Source organism: Roseateles sp. GW821-FHT09H11 (assembly GCF_059415845.1).
In genome coordinates, this window is sequence record NZ_JBWKOA010000002.1 from 170502 (window position 1) to 191195 (window position 20694).

The 20694-nt window shown below is 68.9% G+C and carries 19 protein-coding genes and 1 riboswitch; of the genes, 10 read left to right on the forward strand and 9 right to left on the reverse strand.

Features of this window, described 5'->3' with window-relative positions:
• Window positions 1-80 precede the first annotated feature (80 nt).
• Window positions 81-995: a 5-dehydro-4-deoxyglucarate dehydratase gene (gene kdgD / locus AC07PR_RS07840; RefSeq protein WP_377153173.1), complete on the reverse strand. Its 915-nt coding sequence runs from the start codon at window positions 993-995 to the stop codon at window positions 81-83.
• A 423-nt stretch (window positions 996-1418) separates the two neighbouring features.
• On the opposite strand from kdgD, the gene AC07PR_RS07845 reads away from it, so the two are divergent.
• Together AC07PR_RS07845 and AC07PR_RS07850 are read left to right on the forward strand one after the other, a co-directional pair.
• Window positions 1419-1649, forward strand: coding sequence for a hypothetical protein (locus tag AC07PR_RS07845; protein WP_377153175.1), 231 nt, complete (start codon window positions 1419-1421; stop codon window positions 1647-1649).
• 4 nt (window positions 1650-1653) lie between these two features.
• Window positions 1654-3000: a DUF6895 family protein gene (locus AC07PR_RS07850; RefSeq protein WP_495134950.1), complete on the forward strand. Its 1347-nt coding sequence runs from the start codon at window positions 1654-1656 to the stop codon at window positions 2998-3000.
• A 111-nt stretch (window positions 3001-3111) separates the two neighbouring features.
• Here the strand turns inward: AC07PR_RS07850 and AC07PR_RS07855 are convergent, their stop codons facing one another.
• A complete protein-coding gene (locus AC07PR_RS07855) occupies window positions 3112-4461 on the reverse strand; it encodes a DUF4832 domain-containing protein (protein ID WP_495134951.1) in 1350 nt (449 codons plus the stop codon).
• 16 nt (window positions 4462-4477) lie between these two features.
• Between AC07PR_RS07855 and AC07PR_RS07860 the strand changes: the two genes are divergently transcribed.
• Together AC07PR_RS07860 and AC07PR_RS07865 are read left to right on the forward strand one after the other, a co-directional pair.
• Window positions 4478-5065, forward strand: coding sequence for a hypothetical protein (locus AC07PR_RS07860; protein ID WP_495134952.1), 588 nt, complete (start codon window positions 4478-4480; stop codon window positions 5063-5065).
• Window positions 5066-5214: 149 nt separating this feature from the next.
• Complete coding sequence (locus AC07PR_RS07865; RefSeq protein WP_495134953.1) at window positions 5215-7161, forward strand: ATP-binding protein; 1947 nt, start codon at window positions 5215-5217, stop codon at window positions 7159-7161.
• A 19-nt stretch (window positions 7162-7180) separates the two neighbouring features.
• Here AC07PR_RS07865 and AC07PR_RS07870 read toward each other — a convergent pair whose 3' ends face one another.
• The 7 genes from AC07PR_RS07870 to AC07PR_RS07900 are packed head-to-tail and all read right to left on the reverse strand — an operon-like array spanning window position 7181 to window position 13625.
• Window positions 7181-9328 carry a flagellar biosynthesis protein FlhA gene (locus AC07PR_RS07870; protein ID WP_483107119.1) on the reverse strand — a complete coding sequence of 716 codons (2148 nt, stop codon included), beginning with the start codon at window positions 9326-9328 and terminating at the stop codon, window positions 7181-7183.
• Window positions 9325-10473 (reverse strand): flagellar type III secretion system protein FlhB, encoded by a 1149-nt coding sequence (gene flhB, locus AC07PR_RS07875; RefSeq protein ID WP_483107118.1) that lies wholly within the window; start codon window positions 10471-10473, stop codon window positions 9325-9327. The genes AC07PR_RS07870 and flhB overlap by 4 nt, the downstream gene beginning before the upstream one ends.
• A complete protein-coding gene (locus tag AC07PR_RS07880) occupies window positions 10466-11284 on the reverse strand; it encodes a flagellar biosynthetic protein FliR (RefSeq protein ID WP_483107117.1) in 819 nt (272 codons plus the stop codon). Before AC07PR_RS07880 ends, flhB begins: the two co-directional genes overlap by 8 nt.
• Before the next feature lie 60 nt (window positions 11285-11344).
• Window positions 11345-11614 carry a flagellar biosynthesis protein FliQ gene (gene fliQ / locus AC07PR_RS07885; RefSeq protein WP_377153189.1) on the reverse strand — a complete coding sequence of 90 codons (270 nt, stop codon included), beginning with the start codon at window positions 11612-11614 and terminating at the stop codon, window positions 11345-11347.
• Window positions 11611-12363, reverse strand: a complete 753-nt coding sequence (gene fliP, locus AC07PR_RS07890) for a flagellar type III secretion system pore protein FliP (protein WP_483107116.1) — start codon at window positions 12361-12363, stop codon at window positions 11611-11613. Before fliP ends, fliQ begins: the two co-directional genes overlap by 4 nt.
• Window positions 12360-12701: a FliM/FliN family flagellar motor switch protein gene (locus AC07PR_RS07895; RefSeq protein WP_377153193.1), complete on the reverse strand. Its 342-nt coding sequence runs from the start codon at window positions 12699-12701 to the stop codon at window positions 12360-12362. Before AC07PR_RS07895 ends, fliP begins: the two co-directional genes overlap by 4 nt.
• 6 nt (window positions 12702-12707) lie before the next feature.
• On the reverse strand, window positions 12708-13625 hold the full coding sequence (locus AC07PR_RS07900) for a FliM/FliN family flagellar motor switch protein (protein WP_495134954.1): 918 nt from the start codon (window positions 13623-13625) through the stop codon (window positions 12708-12710).
• A gap of 452 nt (window positions 13626-14077) precedes the next feature.
• A riboswitch (cyclic di-GMP riboswitch) is annotated at window positions 14078-14193 on the forward strand.
• 564 nt (window positions 14194-14757) lie between these two features.
• Between AC07PR_RS07900 and fliE the strand changes: the two genes are divergently transcribed.
• The 6 genes from fliE (at window position 14758) to AC07PR_RS07930 (ending at window position 20630) form a co-directional block, all read left to right on the forward strand.
• A complete protein-coding gene (gene fliE / locus AC07PR_RS07905; protein WP_495134955.1) occupies window positions 14758-15093 on the forward strand; it encodes a flagellar hook-basal body complex protein FliE in 336 nt (111 codons plus the stop codon).
• A 73-nt stretch (window positions 15094-15166) separates the two neighbouring features.
• On the forward strand, window positions 15167-16987 hold the full coding sequence (gene fliF / locus AC07PR_RS07910; protein WP_495135297.1) for a flagellar basal-body MS-ring/collar protein FliF: 1821 nt from the start codon (window positions 15167-15169) through the stop codon (window positions 16985-16987).
• Window positions 16971-18008 (forward strand): FliG C-terminal domain-containing protein, encoded by a 1038-nt coding sequence (locus AC07PR_RS07915; protein ID WP_431104513.1) that lies wholly within the window; start codon window positions 16971-16973, stop codon window positions 18006-18008. The genes fliF and AC07PR_RS07915 overlap by 17 nt, the downstream gene beginning before the upstream one ends.
• Entirely contained in the window at window positions 18005-18778 is a 774-nt protein-coding gene (gene fliH, locus AC07PR_RS07920) for a flagellar assembly protein FliH (protein ID WP_495134956.1), read from the forward strand. Before AC07PR_RS07915 ends, fliH begins: the two co-directional genes overlap by 4 nt.
• Window positions 18775-20106 carry a flagellar protein export ATPase FliI gene (fliI, locus tag AC07PR_RS07925; RefSeq protein WP_495134957.1) on the forward strand — a complete coding sequence of 444 codons (1332 nt, stop codon included), beginning with the start codon at window positions 18775-18777 and terminating at the stop codon, window positions 20104-20106. Before fliH ends, fliI begins: the two co-directional genes overlap by 4 nt.
• Window positions 20103-20630 (forward strand): flagellar export protein FliJ, encoded by a 528-nt coding sequence (locus AC07PR_RS07930; RefSeq protein ID WP_483107112.1) that lies wholly within the window; start codon window positions 20103-20105, stop codon window positions 20628-20630. The genes fliI and AC07PR_RS07930 overlap by 4 nt, the downstream gene beginning before the upstream one ends.
• Window positions 20631-20694: the final 64 nt, after the last annotated feature.

A 20694-nucleotide genomic window follows, 5' to 3' on the forward strand; every position in this document is an offset into this window, starting at 1 on the left:
GCGGACTGCTCTTTCTTGGACTGCGCTCGCGTCGGGATCCTGGGCGCGCGCCGACACAGCGTCGGTGCGCGCCGCGGGGCTTACTGCGGGCCGAGCTTGGAGATCAGCGCGCCCAGCTCGTCGACTTCGGCGGGCTTGAGGTCCGACAGCGGCGGACGCACCGGACCGGCGGTGTGGCCGACCAGGGTCGCGCCGGCCTTGACGATGGAGACCGCGTAGCCGTGGCCCTTGTTGCGCAGGGCGATGTAGGGCAGGAAGAACTCCTTGATCAGGCGGTCCGTCGTGGCGGTGTCGCCGGCGGCGTGGGCGTTGTAGAAGTCGATGGCGGTCTTCGGGATGAAGTTGAAGACGGCGGACGAATACACCGGGCAGCCCATGGCGCGGTAGGCGCCGGCGAAGACTTCGGCGGTGGGCAGGCCGCCCAGGTAGCTGAAGCGGTCGCCGAGGGTCTGGCGGATGGAGACGAAGGACTCGATGTCGCCGAAGCCGTCCTTGAAGCCGATCAGGTTGGGGCAGGTGTCGGCGAGCTTGAGCAGCGACTCGGGCGTCAGGCGGCAGGCGCCGCGGTTGTAGACGATGACGCCGAACTTGACGCTGCGGCACACGGCCTGGACGTGGGCGACGAGGCCTTCCTGCGACGCTTCGGTCAGGTAGTGCGGCAGCAGCAGGATGCCCTGGGCGCCGAGGCGTTCGGCCTCCTGCGCGTACTGGATGGCGACGCGGGTGGGGCCGCCGGCGCCGGCGATGATGGGCATGCGGCCCTTGCAGGTCTCGACGGCGACGCGGATGACGTCGCTGTATTCCTTGGGCTCGAGCGAGAAGAACTCGCCGGTGCCGCCGGCGGCGAACAGGGCGGTGGCGCCGTAAGGCATCAGCCATTCCAGGCGCTCGGCGTAGGGCTTGGGCGCGAAGTTCAACTGGGCGTCGAAGTCGGTCAGCGGGAACGACAGCAGGCCGTGGGAAATCGTCTCTTTGAGGGCTTGGGGCGAGGTCATGAGGGGGCTTGTCTCCGTGGCTACAACAGCGCTGGACCCTTCATCGCACCTGAATTGGTACCGGTACCAGCGTGAGCCGGATGGTAGCGAGCACGACCTCACGGTTCAAGAGGGAGGTCGTACAACTGCGGGTAATCACCTAATCGTTCTTCGCGCAGGACATGGGGCCGACATCGAGCAGGTTTGGCGATGGCGGGCAGTCGCCGGAATCGATGCGGCGGTGCTTCTGATGTCCCCCAATGGGGGGCGCTCATTCGCGGGCGCCCATTGGAGGGACCACTTCAGAGGGGGGAGAGCTAGGGGTAGTGGGTCGCCGGAGCGGCATCTACAACCGGTAGGCGATCGAGGGGAAGCAGTCCGCTTTGTTCCCGATGCGCCGAGGCCGTACGCAGGCCTCTTCACGGCATTACCAAGGAGTCAGCCATGAGAACCGAAGCGAGAACCGCATTCCAGCAGCAAGTCATCGAAGCGCTCGTCGAGAGCAAGGCCATCAACATCGACGCGGTCAGCGCGACCTTCGCCAAGTTCGGCGAGCGTGCCCTGCTGCAGGGCGAACCGCTGGTGACCATCATCAACCGCCACGCCATCTGGAACTGCGGCTGGCCGGGACCGGAGCTGGACATCCTGCGCAACGTCCCTCAACTGCGCGAGTGACGCCATGAGCGCGGTCGTCTCGATGCCCAGTGTCCGGCCGATGGTTGGCAGGCGGTCGGTCGCGACCCGGCGTCGGGACGACCTGCTGGGCCGCGTGCACCTCGCGGTGCGCCTGGCCCGGAGAACCTTGAAGGCGGCCGTGGCCGCGGAGGAGGAGGTCCTCGCCAAAGGCGGCACGGAGGCGCCGGCCGCGCTGGTGCTGGGCAAGGTCGTCGGCGAGGCCGCCATGCTGCTGCGCACGACGGCGCCCTTGCGCGGGGAGGACGAGACGCTCGAGGTCGAGGCGCGCCTGCTCGCGGTGCAGCTCGTGGCGCAGGCGCGCGGGGCGAGGGTGCGGGAGCGCCTGTGCAACGACGCGGGTTGCGCGCTGGAGCATGCGTCGGCGCATCTGTTCCTCGGCGACGCGGGGTATCCGGACGAGGCGTTCGATCGCCTGCTCGGCGACATCCTCGATGGCAACGAGGCCTGCGGGCCGGAGCGGCTGCCGAATCACCAGCTCGAATGCGCGTGGCTCGATCAGATCCGGCGCGGCCGCGTCGATGTCGAGCCCATCGATGAAGAGCTGCTGATGAGCACCTGCATCGCCTGGCCGCTCGACGTGCTGGGGTGCTCGACGCTGGACCTCTACATGTTCACGCACGTGGTGATGTATGCCTCCGACATGGGGCGGCGTCCGGTGCACCTGCCGCGACCGGTGGAGGAGATCCTCGCCGAGGCGGAGGCGGGACTGGCCGCGGCACTCGACGCGGACAACTTCGACCTCGCGGCGGAGTTGCTGTGGACCTGGCCGATGCTGCAGCAGCCCTGTAGCCCGGTGGCGGTCTTCGCCTTCGACGTGCTGGCGAGCGCGCAGGACGCGCAGGGTTTCCTGCCCGGGCCGGACCATGCGCGATGGATGGCGGCGACTGGACACGGCCTCGCGCATGAGGACGTCGTGCAGCGCACCTCGTATCACGCGAACCTCGTGATGGGCATGCTGTGCGCTGTCGCGCTGCAGGCGGGCAGGGAGCCGCCCGCGGAGCCGCTGATGGCGGAGCAGGCCCTGAACATGCGGCATCGGCTCGATGGCGACCTGTTGCGGCGCCTGCCGCCGAGGCCGCTCGTGCCGCGTTGGCAACGGGCTTTCCTCGCGCTGGAGGAGCGCGAGCAGGCGGCGCTGTCCTCGCTGTGCTTCAGCGTCTGGTTCCGACGGGCTGCGGCTGCGAATGACATCGCGCGACTGCGCGACGCCTTGGCCGCCACGTTGGAATACGACGACTGCGACGGGCCGTCAGCCCATCAGGCCTTGAAGCGACTGCAGCGGGTGACGGCCATCGGTCGGCTGCACGCGGTGGCGGTGGCTGCGCGCTGATCGAAGATCCTCGCCCGCGAGTACGCGCACGAGCACGAGGCTTCAGCACTTCCGCCGCCGCTGGCCCTCACCCCCGCCCTCTCCCGCAAGCGGGAGAGGGAGAAGAGAGCGTCACTTCACGTCGACGACGGTGCCAAGCGAGAAGGCGCCCAGCGTCGCATCCCAGCGCTGACCCGAGGCGACGTTGTCCGCATTCGCCCAGCGGATGGCGAAGCGCGCATCACCGCTCAGACGGGCGTCGCCGTCGGGCAGCGCCACGCTGACCTGATAGCGGCCAAGCGGCAGGTCGGCCGGCACGGACGCGGTGAGCGTCGCGGCTTGTTCGACGCCGCCGGGCAGCCACGTGCGCGGGTCGGCGCCCGACGCATCGATGCGGCGAACCTCGCCGTTCGCGGCGTTCTTGAGCACGAGCTGCACGCCGCGCGGATTGAACACGCGCGCCCATCCGTCGTTGCGCAGGTCCAGACGCACACTCAAGGCCTGACCCCGTGTGACCGACGCCGCGTGCGAGGCCTTCACCAGCGCCAGTCGATAACCCATCTTCCGTCTCACCTCGGCCATGCAGCCGCCTTGCACCCATTTGTCGTGGAAGGCGGTGCGGTAGTACTCGTCGTTGAGGTAGGTCAGGTTGTAGCGGGCGCCCTCGGCGAGGATGTCGGCACATTGGCTGCGCGGCACGGCGCCGGCTTCGTCGGCCGGGTTGCAGGTCTCGCCGCCGAAGGGCGCGAGGTCGCCCAACCGGTCGACGTAGTCGCGCTGCTTCGCAGCGGTGGCCGTGTCCTCGTCGTAGGTGCCGACGTCGGTCTTGCTGGCGAGGAAGCAGTCGTTGTGAACGCCGACACGCAGACCGCCGGTCAGCACGGCGCTCAAGGGCGGCAGCGTCGGCGTCCCGTCCATCACATACGGCGGATAACGCAGCTGGATGAAGCGGCTTGCCGGCAGCGCGGCGAGCAGCGCATCGCGGATCTGGTTGCGGCTGGCCGGGGCGGTCAGGTTGTTGGAGGAGGTGTGCCACTCGCCCCACGCGCCGATAAAGCCTGCCTGCATGAACGCGATCACGTCGGCATTGCGCTGCAGGACCGGCTTGAACTGCGTGATGTGGGCGAGCACGCGTGACAGCGGCGCGTCCTTGGCGTTCTGGTAGTCGACTTCCGATTCCGGATAGTTGTAGACCACGCGGATCACGAGCTTGACGCCGGCGGCGCGCGCATGGCCGAGCGCCGTCTCCACTTGAGCGAGCAGCGCCGGGGTCAGGTCTGAACCGCGATAGGCCGACAGGTCCAGCTTGGAAAAGAGCAGGCGATAGCCGGCCTTGTAGGCGTCATCGGCGTCGGCGCGGGTGAAGGTGTCGAGGTTGGCCCAGGTCCAGCGGTAGAAGCCGCGCTCGGGGTTGGGAAGCTCGGCGTCGGTGGCGGTGAAGGTGGCGGCCGTCTGGGGCTCGTCCGTCCCGGCAGGAGGCACGGGAGCAGGTGTCGGCGTGGTGGTCGGTGTTTCCGGATTCGGCGGAGTCGTCGGCGTAGTTGGCGTAGTCGGCGTTGTTGGTGTCGTCGGTGTGGACGGCGTTTCCGGCGTAGTCGGCGAGCTGGCCCCAGTCGGTGGCGGAGTGGTTGCCACCGGCGGCGGCGAGGCCTCGCTCGACCCCGATCCGCCTCCGCAGGCCGTGAGGATCGCCAGCGAGAACGCCGCGGCGATCGGGCTCATGCCCGTGAACGGACGGCGGAGGAGGCGTTGCTTCTGCATGGAGGCGGCTCATTGGCTGGTTTGTTGCCAATGTATTTCTGCAGAAGCCGCGACGGCCGTTGCGCCACGCAACAGAGTGCTTCGCGGGCGACCGTTGGAAAAAGTCTTTCGAGGTTTCAAGGGGCGAAAGCGTGAACGCCCCCGCACCATCGAATGGTTGCGGTGGGCACTGGTGTCAAACAGCATCAGCCCGGATACGGTGGAACGGGCGAAGGCCTTGCTCGATGAGTTGAAGCGGGATGGATCGGTGGGCGTTCCGTCGCTGCCGGTCGAGGGGAACACTGCGGAATGGTTGATGCATCGTCAGGTCCGATTGGCTTGTTGAAGTCGGCCCTGGCGTGAGTCCTGCACCTTTGGGGGATCTCAGTCACTCCAGAGGGTGAGACGCCCGAACCACGATGCCCAGACCCTTGGTTCGCGCCCCGCCGGAGCGGCCATAGAGTGCCTTCATGCATTGATCTGAAGAGACATGACATGACCGCATTCCAATCACAGAACGACGAATCGACGACCTCGCTTTTTGAAGAGGACTTCCTCCTCCGGACGATCGGTTCCATCGCGGAAGACGCCGGCATGGCGTTGACGGAGCTCGTGGCCAACGCGTGGGACGCCGGCGCATCGCTTGTCGATCTGACGATTCCGGAGACGACCGGTGGGATGCTGGTGGTCGAGGACGACGGCCACGGCATGACCGCCGACCAGTTCCGGGAGCGGTGGATGACGCTGGGGTACGACCGACTCAAGCGTCAAGGGGTCGAGGTCGAGTTCCCTTCGCTGCGCAAGGGTTGGCGGCGCTTCGCCTACGGCCGCAGCGGCATGGGGCGTCACGGGCTGCTCTGCTTCGCGGACAGGTATTCGGTCGAGACCTGGCGCGACGGCGATGCCACGTGTGTAACCCTCGCTACGCCCACGGTGTCGATGCCGCTCGGTATCGAGAACGAGCTTCGCGCTCTCCGCGATGGTCATGGGACGCGCATCGCCGTCGTCGTTGAACGGCGGCTTCCGGAAGCTGGTGAGATCCGCGCGCTCCTCGCGGCGGGGTTCCTCCATGACCCACGATTTCTGGTGCGTGTGAATGGTGAAGCTGTGACGACCGCGGATCTGTCCGGTTCAATCGAGCGCACCGCGCTGCGGCTGGACGGTCGCCCGCCGGTATCGGTCAGCGTTGTCGACGCCACTCGCGCCGGTCGGGGCGCCAGCCATGCCGGCATCTCCTTCTGGGTGAATGGACGGCGCGTTGGAATGCCGAGCTGGACGATCGACGGCGAATCCCTGATCGATGCACACGGCCGTTTCGCCGAGCGCTATGCCATCGTCGTTCAGGCGGGGGAGGCGTGGTTGCCGGAAGTCGGGAGGGACTGGCGTGAGTTCAGGCCAGGCCCGATGGTCGATGCCATGCGTCTCGCGGTGCGCGACTACGTCAGCATCTCGCTCGACAAATGGGGAGGCACGGTGTCCGAGAAGAGTTCCGAGGACGCATTGATGTGTCATCGAGCTGCCTTCGGGATGCTGACGCCGATGCAGCGCGCGGGAGTCGCGACCTTCACGCGGGAGCTGGTGAAGGCCACACCGGCTGTGTCCCAGGACATCCTGTCCGCGGCTGTGCTGGCGGCCATCCGCCTTGAACAATCGCGTGGTGGCTCAGGGTTGCTCGACAGGTTGGCGGTGTTCGGGGACTCGGACATCGAAGGTCTGGGTCGTCTTCTGGACCAATGGACCGTCCGGGACGCGCTCACCGTGCTGGATGAGATCGACCACCGCATGGCCGTGCTCGCCACGCTAGACCAGTTGAGCGGTGACCCGACGGCTGACGAATTGAAGGTCCTGCATCCATTGGTGGCCCAATCCCGGTGGCTCTTCGGAGCAGAGTTCGATAGCGCCGAATACGTGTCCAACGTGTCGCTTCGGACCGCAGCGGAGAAGATCTTCAAGAAGCGCTTGTCTCCGATGGACTTCTCCAATCACCGAAAGCGCCCCGATCTGGTGATGCTTGCGGATGCCACCTGTTGTGTCGTCGGGACGGAGGGTTTCGGGCCCGGTGACGAGCGCCTGATCCGGCAGCAGAAAGTACTGCTGGTGGAACTCAAGCGTGGCGGACATGTGCTGCAGCGCGTTGATCTCTGGCAGACGCTCGGCTATCTGGACGACTTCTATCGCTGCGGCGCATTGGACGGGCCGTCGCAACTGACTGCATTCGTCGTCGGTCACGCGATCGGAGAGGACGCGGAACTTGAAATGCCGTTCGTGGCCGGCGGTCTGATTCGCGGCAGTGTCCGCGCGGTGACCTATGGGCAACTCACGCGCTCCGCGCACTGTCGCCTTCTTCAAATGAAAGACAGGATTCCGGCCCGCTACGAGGACATGTGGGGCGCGGATCTGTCTGCCAGGGTCATGCGTGCTGCACAGCCCGAATCGGCATAGGCGCGGGCGTTCAAAGGACTCAGCCCAAGGTCCCCACCACCGCAATCTCCTTCTGATCCGGCACCTCGTTGTACGACAGCACCGCCAGCCCGGGCGCGAAGAGCCGGGCGTATCGCGCCAGCAGCGGTCGCACCTGCGGCATGACGAGCAGCGCCGGCGGCGCGCCGAGCGACTTCATCTGGTCCCGCGCCCCCGGCATGTGCTGCTGCAGCTGCGACAGCAGCTGCGGATCCACCGGGTAGCTGTCCAGCTGCACCTTCGCGCCGCCCGCGCGCGCCTGGTTCAGCGCATTCAAGAGGTGGTTCTCCAGATCGCTGCCGAGGTTGAACACCTTCAGCGCACCCAGCGCGCCCTGCGGCCCCTGCAGCTGCGAGACGATCTGCCGCTTCAGCGCGCAGCGCACCTCCGCCGCCAGCAGCACCGGATCCTTCGTCGCCTCCGCGTTCTCGACCAGCGTCGACGCGATGCTCTGGATGTCCTTCACCGCCACGCCCTCGGCCAGCAGCAGGCGCATCACCTTCAGCAGCTGCGCGTGCGTGTACGCCTTGTCCAGCGCACCGCCGAGCTTGGGCGCGATCGCGTTCAGGCGCTCCATCAGCGCCGCGATGTCGTCGAACTTCAGCAGCTCCGGCAACTGCTCGCGCAGCACCTTCGACACGTGCGTCGCGACCACGCTCGCCACGTCCACCACCTGGTAACCGAGCCCCAGCGCGTGCGCCTTGTGTTCGGTGTCGATCCACGTGATCGGCATCGCGTACGCCGGATCGAAACCCGGGATGCCGTCCACGTCGCCCCACACCTGGCCCGACGCGATCGCCATCAGGCGGTCCGGATAGACCTCCGCCTGCGCCACCACCGCGCCGCTCAGCGAGATCGCGTACTGGCTCGGCTTCAGCGAGAGATCGTCCCGCACCGACAGCGTCGGCAGCAGCACGCCCAGCGACTCGCTCAGCGACTGCCGCATCCCGCGCACCCGCGCCTGCAGCGGCGCGCCCTGCGCCGGATCGATCAGGCCGACCAGCTTGTAGCCCAGGCTCACCGACACCGCTTCCACCACGGGCAGCGCGCGCCAGTCGATCTCCGGCGGTGTGCCGGCGACCAGCGCGCTCTCCACCGGCGCCGCCGGCTGGATGCGGTCGCGCGACCGGTCCCCCATCCGCCACGCCGCATAGGCCAGCGCCACCGCGAACGCACCGAACGCCAGCCACGGCATGCCGGGGATCAGCGCCAGCACGCCCATCACGCCCGCCGCGCTGTACAGCACCTGCGGCGACGCCAGCATCTGGTCGCTGACCTGCTGCTCGAACTCGCCCGAGTCGCTGACCCGCGTCACGATGATCGCGGCCGCCGCCGACAGCAGCAGCGCCGGGATCTGCGCGACCAGGCCGTCGCCGATCGTCAGCAGGCCGTATTGGCGGATCGCCTCGCCCAGCGACAGGCCGTGCATCAGCGCGCCGATCGCGACGCCGCCCACCAGGTTGATCAGCAGGATCAGGATCGACGCGATCGCGTCGCCGCGCACGAACTTGCTCGCACCGTCCATCGCGCCGTAGAAGTCGGCCTCGGTGCCGACCTCCTGCCGCCGCTTCTGCGCCTGCTCCTGGTTGATCAGGCCGGCGTTGAGGTCGGCGTCGATCGCCATCTGCTTGCCAGGCAGCGCGTCCAGCGTGAAACGCGCCGACACCTCCGAGATCCGCTCCGCGCCTTTGGTGACGACGATGAAGTTCACCACCATCAGGATCACGAACACCACCAGGCCGACGATGAAGTTGCCGCCGATGACGACGTTGCCGAAGGCCTCGATCACCTTGCCCGCCGCGTGCGTGCCCTCGTGCCCGTGCAGCAGCACCACGCGCGTGGACGCGACGTTCAGCGACAGCCGCATCAGCGTCGTCGCCAGGATCACGCTGGGGAAGATCGAGAAGTCCAGCGGCCGCCTGCTGTTCACGCTGACCAGGATCACCACCAGCGACAGCACGATGTTGAACGTGAACAGCACGTCCAGCAGCACCGGCGGCAGCGGCAGGATCACCATCGCCAGGATGGCCAGCAGGAACAACGGCGCCGCCACGCGCAGGTCGCGCAGTTGCTGGCCGAGGCGGCCGAAACGGCCGAAGCGGGCGGGCCCGGCGGACGATGCAGAAGAGGAGGGCGGGGAGGACTTCATTCGGACTCCGGATCGGAGAGATGACGCGGCACCGGCAGGTCGCCCGCCAGGCTCGGTTCGGTCGGGCGGCGGCCCGCGTGGAAGGCCTTCAGCTGCATCACGTAGCTGAGCACCTGCGCGACCGCCTGGTACAGCGACGCGGGAATCTGCTGCTGCACCTGCGCGCTGTTGTAGAGCGCGCGCGCCAGCGGCGGCAGCTCCAGCAGCTGCACGCGGTGCTCGCGCGCGAGGGAGCGGATGTAGAGCGCCATCTCGTCGACGCCTTTGGCGACGACGTAGGGCGCCTCCGCCTTGGTGCTGTCGTAGCGCAGCGCGACCGCGTAGTGCGACGGGTTGACGATGACGACGTCGGCCTCGGGCACGGACTTGCGCACGCTGCGCCGGGCCAGCTGCTGCTGCAGCTGTCGGATGCGCTGGCGCACCTCGGGCCGGCCTTCGTTCTGCTTGTATTCTTCCTTGACCTCCTGCTTGCTCATGCGCTGGTTGCGCAGGAACAGCAGGCGCTGCAAGGGCACGTCCACCAGCGCATAGAAGGCGAGCACCGCCGCCAGCGTCAGCAGGCCGTCCATCACCAGCGAGGCCGCGCGCGCCAGCGCCAGCGGCAGGCTCAGCGCCTGCAACTGCACGTACTGCGCCGCGTAGGCCGTGGTCACCCAGTACAGCACGGCCAGCACGCCGCCGGTCTTCATCAGCGTCGCGGCGAGCTCGGTGTAATGCTTGGCGCTGAAGAGCCGGCCGAGGTTGCCCAGCGGATTCAGCTTCGAGAACTTCGGCGCCCACTGCGACGGCGAGAACACGATGCCGCCGCCGAGCTGCGTCGCGAGGATCACCGCCGCCGGCAAGGCCAGCAGCGGCATCAGCATCTTCGCCAGCAGCCACAGCGACTCATGCGCCGCCTCGCCCCAGAGCGCGTCCAGTCCCTGCAGCGCATCGTTGCCGTCCAGCGGCGCGAGCGCCAGCCGGAACAACCGAGCGAAGTCCTCGAGGTAGGACGGCGCGATCATCATCAGCAGCTTCAAGCCGGCCAGCAGGCCGATCGCCGCGCCGATGTCCTTGCTGCGCGCGACCTGGCCCTGCTCGCGCGCCTTGCGCAGCTTCTGCTCGGAGGCCTTCTCGGTCTTGTCGGCGGTGTCGGACTCAGCCATGAACGCCTCCTGGTCCGATCAGTCCCGCCACTTCGGGCACGCCGCGCATGCCTTGCTCCAGCATCCGCAGCAGCTGCTGCGTCATGCGCAGGTAGTGCGCCGGCACGTGCGCCAGCATCTGCGTCAACATGAACAGCCCGAAGAGCGTGACCAGCGAGTAGCCCAGCGAAAACAGGTTGAGCGCCGGCGCCACGCGGTTCAGGAAGCCCATGCCCAGCTGCACGACCAGCGTCGCCGCCACCACCGGCAGCGCCAGCAGCAGCGCCGCGGAGAACACCCACGCCAGGTTGTAGGCCAGGTTCTGCAGCGTCAGCAGCGAGAGCCCGGCGCCCAGCGGCCAGGCGCGGAAGCTCTCTCCCAGCACCGCGGTGAACAGCAGATGGCCGTCCATGCCGAAGAAGGCGAGCACGCACAGGATGTTGAGCAGCGCGCCGACGACGTCCGAGGAGCTGCCGTTGATCGGATCGTTCATCACCGCCATCGCCAGGCCCAGCTGCGACGACAGCAGGAAGCCCAGCACCCCGATCACGGCGATCGCCAGGTGGAAGGTCAGGCCCATGGCCAGGCCGAGGATGGCCTGCTCGGCGGCGGCCAGCACGCCCTGCATCGAGAAGACCGGGATGTGCACCGCCGTCGACTGCGCGACCGGCATCATCACCACCGCCAGCACCAGCGACAGCAGCACGCGCGCGGACATCGGCATGCCGGCGTCGCCCATCGTCGGCGCCGCGGCCAGCATCGCCAGGATGCGGCAGAACGGCCACCACAGCGCGCTGAGCCAGGCGGTGAGCTGGCTGAAGTCGATGTCCACGGCGCGCTTTCCCTGCGAGTGCGGCGACGAGTGCGGCTCAGAGTGCGACGGCGAGTCCGGCTACGAGGCCAGCTGCGCCGCGCGCTCGAAGATCGAGACGCAGTAGTCCATCAGCAGGCCCACCATCCAGCGGCCCGCCAGCCCGAGTACCAGGAGCGTCACCAGCAGCCGCGGCAGGAAGGCCAGCGTCTGCTCGTTGATCTGCGTCGCGGCCTGGAACAGCGCCACGATCAGGCCCGTCACCAGCCCCGGCAGGATCAGCACCAGCACCAGCAGCATCGTCAGGTGCAGGCTCTCGCCGATCAGGTCGGCGGCGATCTCGGGCGTCATCCCGCCACCCCGCGCACGCTCGACACCAGCGTGTTCACCGTCAGCGTCCAGCCGTCGACCAGCACGAACAGCAGCAGCTTGAGCGGCAGCGAGATCACCAGCGGCGACAGCATCATCATCCCCATCGCCATCAGCACCGAGGACACCACCAGGTCGATCACCAGGAAGGGGATGAACAGCATGCAGCCGATCTGGAAGGCGGTCTTCAGCTCGGACAGCGTGAAGGCGGCGAGCTTCACCGCGAAGCTGTGGTCCTCGGGCTTGGCCACGTTCGTCTCGCCCGACAGCTGCGCGATCTGCGCCAGCGCGCTCTTGCCGGTCTGCGCCAGCATGAAGCGCGAGATCGGCTTCTCCGCGATGGACAGCGCCTGCATCAGCGTGATCCTGTCGCTGTCGTAGGGCACCATCGCCTGCTCGTAGATCTGCGCGCCGATCGGGCGCATCACCAGGATCGTCAGGATCAGCGCGATGCCGGTCACCAGCCGGTTCGGCAGGCCCTGCTGCAGGCCCAGCGCCTGGCGCAGCAGCGACAGCACGATCACGAAGCGCGTGAAGCTCGTCATCATCAGCACCAGCACGGGCAGCAGCCCGAGCAGCGTCATGATGACCAGCACCTGCGTCTTCAGCGTGAAGTCGCCGCCCCCCGCGCCGGCACCGGCGATGCGGATCGCCGCCATCGCCGGGTCGGCCGCGATCGACGCGAGCGCGATCGCGCCCGCGCCCAAGGCGATCGCGCGTGCAGTCCTCATGAACCCAGCCGGTCCAGGTCCAGCCCGTCGATGTCGAGCACGCGCAGCGCGTGGCTGTCGCCGCTGACGACGACCTCGGCATGCCCGATCGGCGTGCCGTTCACCTTGATCACCAACGGCGCGCCGGCCAGCGTGTCGAGCTCGACGACGCTGTCGGCCTGCAGCTGCGCCAGGTCGTGCAGCGACAGGCGCGCCTCGCCGACCTCCAGCGTCAGCGTCACCGGGATCTTGCGCATCAGCGCGGGCAGGTCGCGGCCGGCCGGTCGGCTCTCGACCACACGGGCGTCCTCCGCCATCGGTTCGTCGAGCAGGCCGGCGATCAGATCGGTATCGCTCATCATCAATCACTCCAGGTCTTGGAAAGAGGTCAGGCACAACTTGCCCTGGTGTTCGGCCACGGCCGCGCTCATCAGCGCCGAGCCCTCGACCATCACGGTCGCGTCGGTCAGCCGGATCGGGATCAGCGCGCCCGGACGCAGGTCCAGCACGCTGCCGAGGTCCAGTTCGCGCTCCAACAGGCGCGCCTGCACGGTCAGCGCCAGGCGGCGGTCCAGCGGCTGCTGCTGCGCCGGGGGCCGCGACGGACGGTGCTGCGCGGACAGTTGACGCAGCAGCGGCAACAGATAGGCGCCGGCCAGGGCGAGCGAGATCGTGGCCTCCTGGTCGCCGTCGCGCAGCGAGGCGATCAACTCCCAGCCGTCGGGGCCGAAGGCGGGCAGGGCGCCGCCCTGCAGCGGCGGCAGATCGCTGGCGGGGGTCAGGTCTTGCGTGGCGCCGCCATCGGGACGGGAGGCCTGCGCCAACCAGTGCACGCACAGCCCGGCGAACTGGCCGGCGAGCAGGTGCAGCAGGCGGTCCTCGGTCGCGGTGGGCGGCGTGTCGGCGGTGGCCAGCGCGGTGTCCGCGCCCAGGCCGAGCCGCTTGGCCATCAGCGCCAGCACCAGCGGCCGGTCGATGCGGCAGGCCAGCAGGCCCGACGGCCCCGTGGTGCGCAGCCAGCGGGGCGAGTCCCCGGCCGGGCCCGCTTCGCCGAGGTCGCCGACGTCGCCGGCCTGGAGCCCCGCGCCGTCCAGCGGCCGCAGCGTCAGCGCGTGCAGCTCATGGCGGCTGTGATAGCGGCGATTCCACGGCTGCACGAGCAGGCGCTGCAGCGCCTCGCGCAGGCGCTGCGCCACCTGCGGCAGCAGATGCACGGGGCGGCCCAGGCTGCGCGGATCGAGCGCGGCGGGCCGGTGCGGCTGGGCGGAGCGTGGCTGGTTCATCCGTGGTTCCAGAGAAGAAGGGAGGCGTTCTGAATGAAACTGTTGTACGACAACAGTCGGGACAACCATCGGTCGGCCAATGCATTTCACGCCATAACCAGCGAATTCTAGGAATCGATGGTGATTTCGGCCAGCATTGGAAGTGCTGGTTCGGAACATGCGGGGAATAAATCACAAACCGCCGATCGCGAATCGCACATCGCGGAAGCTGCGCGTTTAAGTCGCTCGCCGGTCCGGTCGTTAATATCCCGACGAGCGCAGGGCGGATTGCATTTTTCACATTTATCAATCCCGAAACAAAACCGACTTATTTCGAGGCAAATGCGCGAGTAGCGGATCACCATCCTGGGAGTATCGGCGCCGGTTCGTGACATCCGTCACACGGGCGAACGCTGTTTTGGTGCGGTGCAAAAAGGGTTCTTGTTGCGCACGCTCACATTGACTACAGTCCGGACACATCAGGGCACACCCGAGCGAAAGCCGGGGTCGCAAAGCCTCCGGTCTACCGTCGGGCGCCGGCTGAAACTCTTTCAGCCAGGCGCCGGATCACGATAGCGGGGTTGCCAGACCTGAGTCTGCGAGCCGCGTGACGCGTGGTTCACAGGCGCTCGCCTGCCAGGCCCCACCCGGGCCTGTTGTGACCCTGCCTGCCCTCTCGCCGAGGTGCGCCCGTCTTGCAGAGAGAGGACGGACATGGTCATTCACAGACACCTTTTCATTCCCTGACCCGGCCCGCGACGGCACTGTCGGATGGCTTCCGCCAGCGTCGACCGGCCGAATGCGGTCCGCCGCCGCATGGGTTCCGGATATTCCCCGGAAATTCCCCGGAAATTTGCAGAATCGATATCGCAGCCAATCCGGCGCGAGGGGATTTCTTTGTCCGAATTTCCGTGAATGAAACGGTCTGTAAATATCGAGGAAATGTCGCAACAAAAATACGCGCAGCCAACGCGATGACAAGAAGAAGAGCGACATTCCATCCGTCATGAATCTCCAGCCCGGAGATTGAAAGATATCGATGCCAAAACCGCGCCATTAACCAGAAGGAATGGGCGGATGAGGTGAATGAATGGTCACGGGAAAACCCGCGCCGTCCGGCGTGGCAAGGCCCCTTTTCGCCCGGAGCAAAGGTATGTCGGCTTTGACGCTCAATGCGGCCATCGGTCAATCGACGATGGAATCCCTGCTGAAACAGGACAGCGTGCGGCTGCAGCAGGACGCCCAGGCGCTGTCACAAGGTGCCGGCGATAACCTGTCCACACCGGGTTTCGAGCAGATGCTGCGGCGCGTGGACGACCGCGACCAGGCCGCCGCGGCGCGCATGGAAGCGGTCGAGCGCGGGGAGAGCGACGACCTGGTCGGCGCGATGCTCGCCAGCCAGGAAGCCAGCCTGTCGTTCTCGATGCTGATGCAGGTCCGCAACAAGGTCGTCGGCGCCGTGGACGAGCTGATCAAGATGCAGCTCTGAGGCCTGCGGGACGCACAAGATGAACGAGCTGCAGACCCTTCAGAACGCCACCGGCACCGCCGGCGACAGCGGCATGCCGGCGTGGCGCCGCCGCCTCGGCCAGGCGCTGGGCGGCTTCAACAGGGCCGCGCCCGCCCCTGGCGCCGGCTTGCCCCTGCTCCGGTCGGCCGCGCCGCTGCTGATCCTGGCCGCCGTCGTCACCGCGCTCGTGCTGATGCTGCTGTGGCGCGACCAGGCCGGCTACAAGCCGGTCTTCGGCCAGCGCGAGCACGTGCCGACCGCCGACGTGCTGTCGGTGCTCGACGCCGAACACATCGCCTACCGCCTGCATCCCGAGAGCGGCCAGGTGCTGGTGCCCGATGCGGACCTGGGTCGCGCGCGCATGCTGCTCGCCGCCAAGGGCGTCGTGGCCAAGCTGCCGGCCGGCCTGGAGCTGATGGACCAGAACGATCCGCTGGGCGTGAGCCAGTTCGTGCAGGACATCCGCTTCCGCCGCGGCCTCGAGGGCGAGCTCGCCCAGAGCATGATGGCGCTCGACGCCGTCGAGGGCGCGCGCGTGCATCTGTCCGTCGCCAAGAGCAGCTCCTTCGTGCTCAACGACGGGCAGAAGAGCTCGGCCTCGGTCGTGCTGACGCTCAAGCCGGGCCGTTCGCTCAACCACGAGCAGATCGCCGCGGCGATCAACCTGGTCGCGGGCTCGGTGGCCAACCTCGATCCGTCGCGGGTCAGCCTGGTCGACCAGCAAGGCAACCTGCTGTCGGCGCGCGTCGACCTGAGTGAAGGCTTCGATGGTGGCGCGCAGGGCAACGAGGCGCAGCGCCGCATCCAGGACGACATCCGCCGCAACGTGCATGAACTGCTGGCCCCGGTGCTGGGCGAGCAGAACTATCGCCTGAGCGTCACCGCCGACGTCAACAACGATCGCATCCAGGAAACCCGCGAGCAGTACGGCGACTCGCCCAAGCTGACCAACGAGGCGATGCGCGAGGAGCAGGACCGCGAGCGCATCGCGCTGGGCGTGCCGGGCTCGCTGAGCAACCGTCCGCCGGCCGCGCTGGCGGCGGCCGCCGCGTCCGCGGCGCAGGGCGAGGATCCCAACGGCGCGAACGCCAACAGCAACACCGCGCGCAAGAACGCCTCCACGCGCCAGTACGCCTATGACCGCTCGATCACGCAGGTGAAGAAGAGTCGCGGCCGGCTGGAGCGCCTGAGCGTGGCCGTGCTGCTCAACACCGCCGCCGCGCCGGGCGGCGCGAAGGACTGGACGCCGGCCGACCTGCAGAAGGTCGAGCGCCTGCTCAACGGCGGCCTGGGCATCGACACGCAGCGGGGCGACAAGCTGAGCGTCTCCACGCTCGCCTTCCCGGCGCCGCCGGTCGTCGAGCCCTGGTACCAGCAGCGCGACACGATCGTCGAGTTCGGCGGCTGGGGCGCGTACGCGTTGGCCGCGCTGCTCGGCTACCTGCTGCTGGCGCGTCCGCTGCTGCGCATGGGCCAGCACGCGCTGGGCATGGGCGGTGCGCGTCGCAAGGAACGTGGCAACGACGGCCGCGCCGATCGCCGCGCCGACGGTCCCGGGATCACGCCGCTGGAGCCGCTGTCCGGCGCCGCCGGCCTGGGCGCTCAGCCGGCGATGGCGCCGGCGGGCGAGGGCGTTCCGGCGCTGGGCGGCCCGATCGGTGCCGGCATGGGCGCCGGCATGGGCGCTTCGGCCGGTGCCGGGCAGTCCGGCTCCGCGGTGACGCCGCTCCTCGAGAACTACGAACTGCCGCCGCCGGGATCCCCGGTGGACGTGCTGGTGGACCACCTGAAGGTGCTCGCGGCCAAGGAGCCGGAGCGGGTGGCGGAAGTCGTCAAGCAATGGGTGCAGAAGAAAAATGGCCGAAGCGAGTGATTTCATTCCGCCCGGCAGCGCATCGTCGCTGAGCCCGGTCGAGCGTGCCGCCATCGTGCTGCTGAGCATGGGCGAGGAGCCCGCGGCCGCGGTGCTGCGCTGCCTGTCGCGCGACGAGCTGCTGGACGTCACGCAGGTGATGTCGCGGCTGTCGGGCATCAAGGTCGACTGGGTGCGCACCTCGCTGCAGACCTTCTTCGACGACTATCGCGAACAGAGCGGCGTGCACGGCGCGTCGCGCACCTACCTGAAGCGATCGCTGGACCTCGCGCTGGGCGGGCAGATCGCGGCCAGCGTGCTCAACAGCATCTACGGCGACGCGATCCGGCCCAAGATGCAGCGCCTGCAATGGGCCTCGCCGAAGTGGCTGGCCGAGCAGATCAGCCATGAGCACCAGCGCATGCAGGCGGTCTTCCTGGCCTTCCTGCCGAGCGCGCTGGCCGGCGACGTCGTCGCCGCGCTGCCCGAAGGACCGGCCGGCGGCCGCGACCGCGTGCTGCTGCAGATGGCGCGCCTGTCGGAGGTCGACGCCGAATTGCTGGTCGAGCTCGAGGAACTGGTCGAGCGCTGCCTCTCCGGCCTGGGCCAGCAGGGCGCGACCGTCGAAGGCGTCAAGCAGGTCGCCGAGATCCTCAACCGCATGCCCGGCCAGCGCCAGCAGATGGTGGAGCTGCTGCGCGCGCACGACCCGGGCGTGGTCGGCGAGATCGAGTCGTCGATGTACGAGTTCTTCATGCTCTCGCGCCAGAGCGAGGCGACGCTGACTCGCCTCATTGAGGAAGTGCCGCTGGAGCTGTGGGCCGTCGCGCTCAAGGGCGCCGAGCCGCCGGTGCGCGATGCGCTGCTGGCCGCGATGCCGCGCCGCCAGGCGCAGAGCTTCGAGGACCTGATGCGCCGCGGCGGTCCGATGCCGATGAGCCGCGTCGAGCAGGCGCGCGCCGAGATCATGGCGCAGGTCAAGGCGCTGGTGGACGTCGGCGAGATCCAGGTCCAGCTGTTCGCCGAGGACGTCGTCGAATGAAGACGCTGCGCCCGCATCGCTTCCCGCCGCTGGCCCAGGTCGGCCGCGCGTCCTTGCTGCTCGACGGGCAGTCCGGCGCGCAGCTGCAGGCCAGCCTGGCGCAGGGCTTCCAGGAAGGCCTGGCCAAGGGCTACGAGGAAGGCTATGCGAGCGGCCTGCAGACCGGCATCGACGAGGCGCGCAGCGCCGCCGAGGCGGCCGGCCATGCCGAAGGACTGGCCGCCGGCCGCGAGGACGCGCGGGCGCTGCTGGTCAGCCCCGTGGCCGCGGTCGACACGCTGCTCACCCACCTGTGCCAGCTGCAGCAGGACTACCAGTCCGCGATGCGGCGCGAGGTCGTCGAGCTGGTGGAGCGCGTGGCGCGCCAGGTCATCCGTGCCGAGTTGACGCTGCGGCCGACGCAGCTGATGGCGCTGGTCGACGAGACGCTGTCGGCGATGCCGCCGGCGCGCGACGGCGTCGAGGTCTTCCTGAATCCCGAGGATCGCCAGCGGCTGCTGGAGCTGGGTCCCGAACGCGTGCACGAGTGGACGCTGCATGCCGACGCCTCGCTGGACCCGGGCGAGTGCCGCGTCATCGCCGGCGGTCGCGAGGCCGATGCCGGCTGCCGCCAGCGCCTGGCGGCCTGCATGGATCAGGTGCGGGGTCAGTTGATGCCCGAGACCACGATCGATGGCCACGGGTCCGACGGCGGTTCCGCGCCCTCGCATTCGCACACGGCGGCCGGCGAGCTCGATGCGCTCGGCGCGGCCGGGGAGGGCGCCCGATGATCAGCAACGCGCTGCGTCGCGTCGAGCTTGGCGACGTGCCGGTGTCGACCCCCACCGGCCGTCTGGTCGGCGCCTCGGGCCTGCTGCTCGAGGCGAGCGGCTGCACGCTGCGCACCGGTCAGCGCTGCCTGATCGAACAGCGGCTCGAAGGCGCGAGCGAGCATGCGCCCGACGGCTGGCTGGCGGCGCAGGTCGTGGGCTTCCGCGACCAGGTCGCCTACCTGATGCCCTTCAAGAAACCCGACGGCCTGGCCGCCGGCGCGCGCGTGCTGCCGGCGCCGGAGCGCTCGTCGCTGATGATCGGTCCGCAGTGGCTGGGCCGCATCGTCAACGGCCTGGGCGAGCCCATCGACGGCCGCGGCCGTCTCGGCGGCGACCTGCCGCTGCAGATGGTGCCGCCCAAGGTCAATCCGCTGCGCAAGAAGCCGGTGCACGAGCCGCTCGACGTCGGCGTGCGCGCCATCAACGGCCTGCTGACGCTGGGCCGCGGCCAGCGCGTCGGCCTGATGGCCGGCTCCGGCGTCGGCAAGAGCGTGCTGCTGGGCCTGATCACGCGCAACACGGTCGCCGACGTCGTCGTCGTCGGCCTGATCGGCGAACGCGGCCGCGAGGTGCGCGAGTTCATCGACCTGTCCCTCGGCGCCGAGGGCCTGGCGCGCGCGGTCGTCGTCGTGGCGCCGGCCGACGAGTCGCCGCTGATGCGCCTGCGCGCCACCGAGCTGTGCCACAGCATCGCCGCCCACTACCGCGACCAGGGCCAGCACGTGCTGCTGCTGGTCGATTCGCTGACGCGATACGCGATGGCGCGCCGCGAAGTCGCGCTGGCGCTGGGCGAGCCGCCGGCCACGCGCGGGTATCCGCCGTCGGTCTTCAGCCTGCTGCCGGAGCTCGTCGAGAGCGCCGGCAACGGCGAGGGCGACGGCAGCATGAGCGCGATCTACACGGTCCTCGCCGAGGGCGACGACCAGCAGGACCCGGTCGTCGACACGGCCCGCGCGATCCTGGACGGCCACATCGTGCTGACGCGCGCGCTGGCCGAGCGCGGGCATTACCCCGCCATCGACGTCGCGCAGTCGATCAGCCGCTGCATGGCGCTGGTCGCCGATCGCGGCCAGCAGCAGGCCGCACGCGAGATCAAGCAGTTGATGGCCCGCTTCGAGCAGGTCCGCGAGTTGATGCCGCTGGGCGCCTACGTGCCCGGCGCCGACCCGGCCACCGACCGCGCCGTCGCGCTGTGGCCGCGCATCGAGGCCTTTCTCCACCAGGGCACCCACGAGGGCGCGCCGCTGGTTTCCACGCAAGCCCAACTGACGGAGGTGCTCGCATGAGCGGCAGCCAGGATTCGCTGCGTCGCAGCCTCGGCAAGCTGGCCGAGCTGCAGCAGCTCCAGCTCGATCGTCAGCAGGCGAAGCTGGTCGCGCAGCAGCAGCTGTGCCAGCGGGTGCAGGGCACGGTCGACCGGCTGGACGCGCTCGGCGCGCAGGCGACGCTGAGCGGCGTCGCGCTGCCCGGCCTGGCGCAGAACAGCGCCGCCTACAAGCAGGCGATGCGCGGCTGGGCCGACCAGCAGCGCGCCGAGCTGGCGCGCCGCCAGGCCGAGCTGGAGCTGGCCCGCGCCGACACGCTGGCCGCCGCCCGCAAGCAGGAGACCTTGCGTCAGCTGGTCGACCGCGCCGACGCGCGCGTCCGCACCGAGCAGGCCCGCCGCGACCAGAAGGGGCAGGACGAGATCGCGTCGCAGAGCGCCCAGAACGACAGCGCCTACGGCGGCTTGAGCGCCTTCGGCGCCCTCGGTTCCTGGGGCGGCTTCGGTCCGATGACCCGTCTCAACGATCGGGGGAACCGTGGCTGACCGCGCACCGCTTAAGTTCCGGCCGCTGCCGGTCGCCTACCACCAGGGAAGTCTCAACCCCGGA

What these genes read in the sequence shown, in the direction of transcription:
- fliE (WP_495134955.1), top strand. Translation starts at nt 14,758, where the DNA reads ATGTCGGCTTTGACGCTCAATGCGGCCATCGGTCAATCGACGATGGAA.
- AC07PR_RS07870 (WP_483107119.1), bottom strand. Translation starts at nt 9,328, where the DNA reads ATGAAGTCCTCCCCGCCCTCCTCTTCTGCATCGTCCGCCGGGCCCGCC.
- fliQ (WP_377153189.1), bottom strand. Translation starts at nt 11,614, where the DNA reads ATGACGCCCGAGATCGCCGCCGACCTGATCGGCGAGAGCCTGCACCTG.
- AC07PR_RS07850 (WP_495134950.1), top strand. Translation starts at nt 1,654, where the DNA reads ATGAGCGCGGTCGTCTCGATGCCCAGTGTCCGGCCGATGGTTGGCAGG.
- AC07PR_RS07915 (WP_431104513.1), top strand. Translation starts at nt 16,971, where the DNA reads ATGGCCGAAGCGAGTGATTTCATTCCGCCCGGCAGCGCATCGTCGCTG.
- fliI (WP_495134957.1), top strand. Translation starts at nt 18,775, where the DNA reads ATGATCAGCAACGCGCTGCGTCGCGTCGAGCTTGGCGACGTGCCGGTG.
- AC07PR_RS07845 (WP_377153175.1), top strand. Translation starts at nt 1,419, where the DNA reads ATGAGAACCGAAGCGAGAACCGCATTCCAGCAGCAAGTCATCGAAGCG.
- fliF (WP_495135297.1), top strand. Translation starts at nt 15,167, where the DNA reads ATGCCGGCGTGGCGCCGCCGCCTCGGCCAGGCGCTGGGCGGCTTCAAC.
- fliH (WP_495134956.1), top strand. Translation starts at nt 18,005, where the DNA reads ATGAAGACGCTGCGCCCGCATCGCTTCCCGCCGCTGGCCCAGGTCGGC.
- AC07PR_RS07865 (WP_495134953.1), top strand. Translation starts at nt 5,215, where the DNA reads ATGACCGCATTCCAATCACAGAACGACGAATCGACGACCTCGCTTTTT.
- AC07PR_RS07900 (WP_495134954.1), bottom strand. Translation starts at nt 13,625, where the DNA reads ATGAACCAGCCACGCTCCGCCCAGCCGCACCGGCCCGCCGCGCTCGAT.
- AC07PR_RS07895 (WP_377153193.1), bottom strand. Translation starts at nt 12,701, where the DNA reads ATGAGCGATACCGATCTGATCGCCGGCCTGCTCGACGAACCGATGGCG.
- flhB (WP_483107118.1), bottom strand. Translation starts at nt 10,473, where the DNA reads ATGGCTGAGTCCGACACCGCCGACAAGACCGAGAAGGCCTCCGAGCAG.
- kdgD (WP_377153173.1), bottom strand. Translation starts at nt 995, where the DNA reads ATGACCTCGCCCCAAGCCCTCAAAGAGACGATTTCCCACGGCCTGCTG.
- fliP (WP_483107116.1), bottom strand. Translation starts at nt 12,363, where the DNA reads ATGAGGACTGCACGCGCGATCGCCTTGGGCGCGGGCGCGATCGCGCTC.
- AC07PR_RS07930 (WP_483107112.1), top strand. Translation starts at nt 20,103, where the DNA reads ATGAGCGGCAGCCAGGATTCGCTGCGTCGCAGCCTCGGCAAGCTGGCC.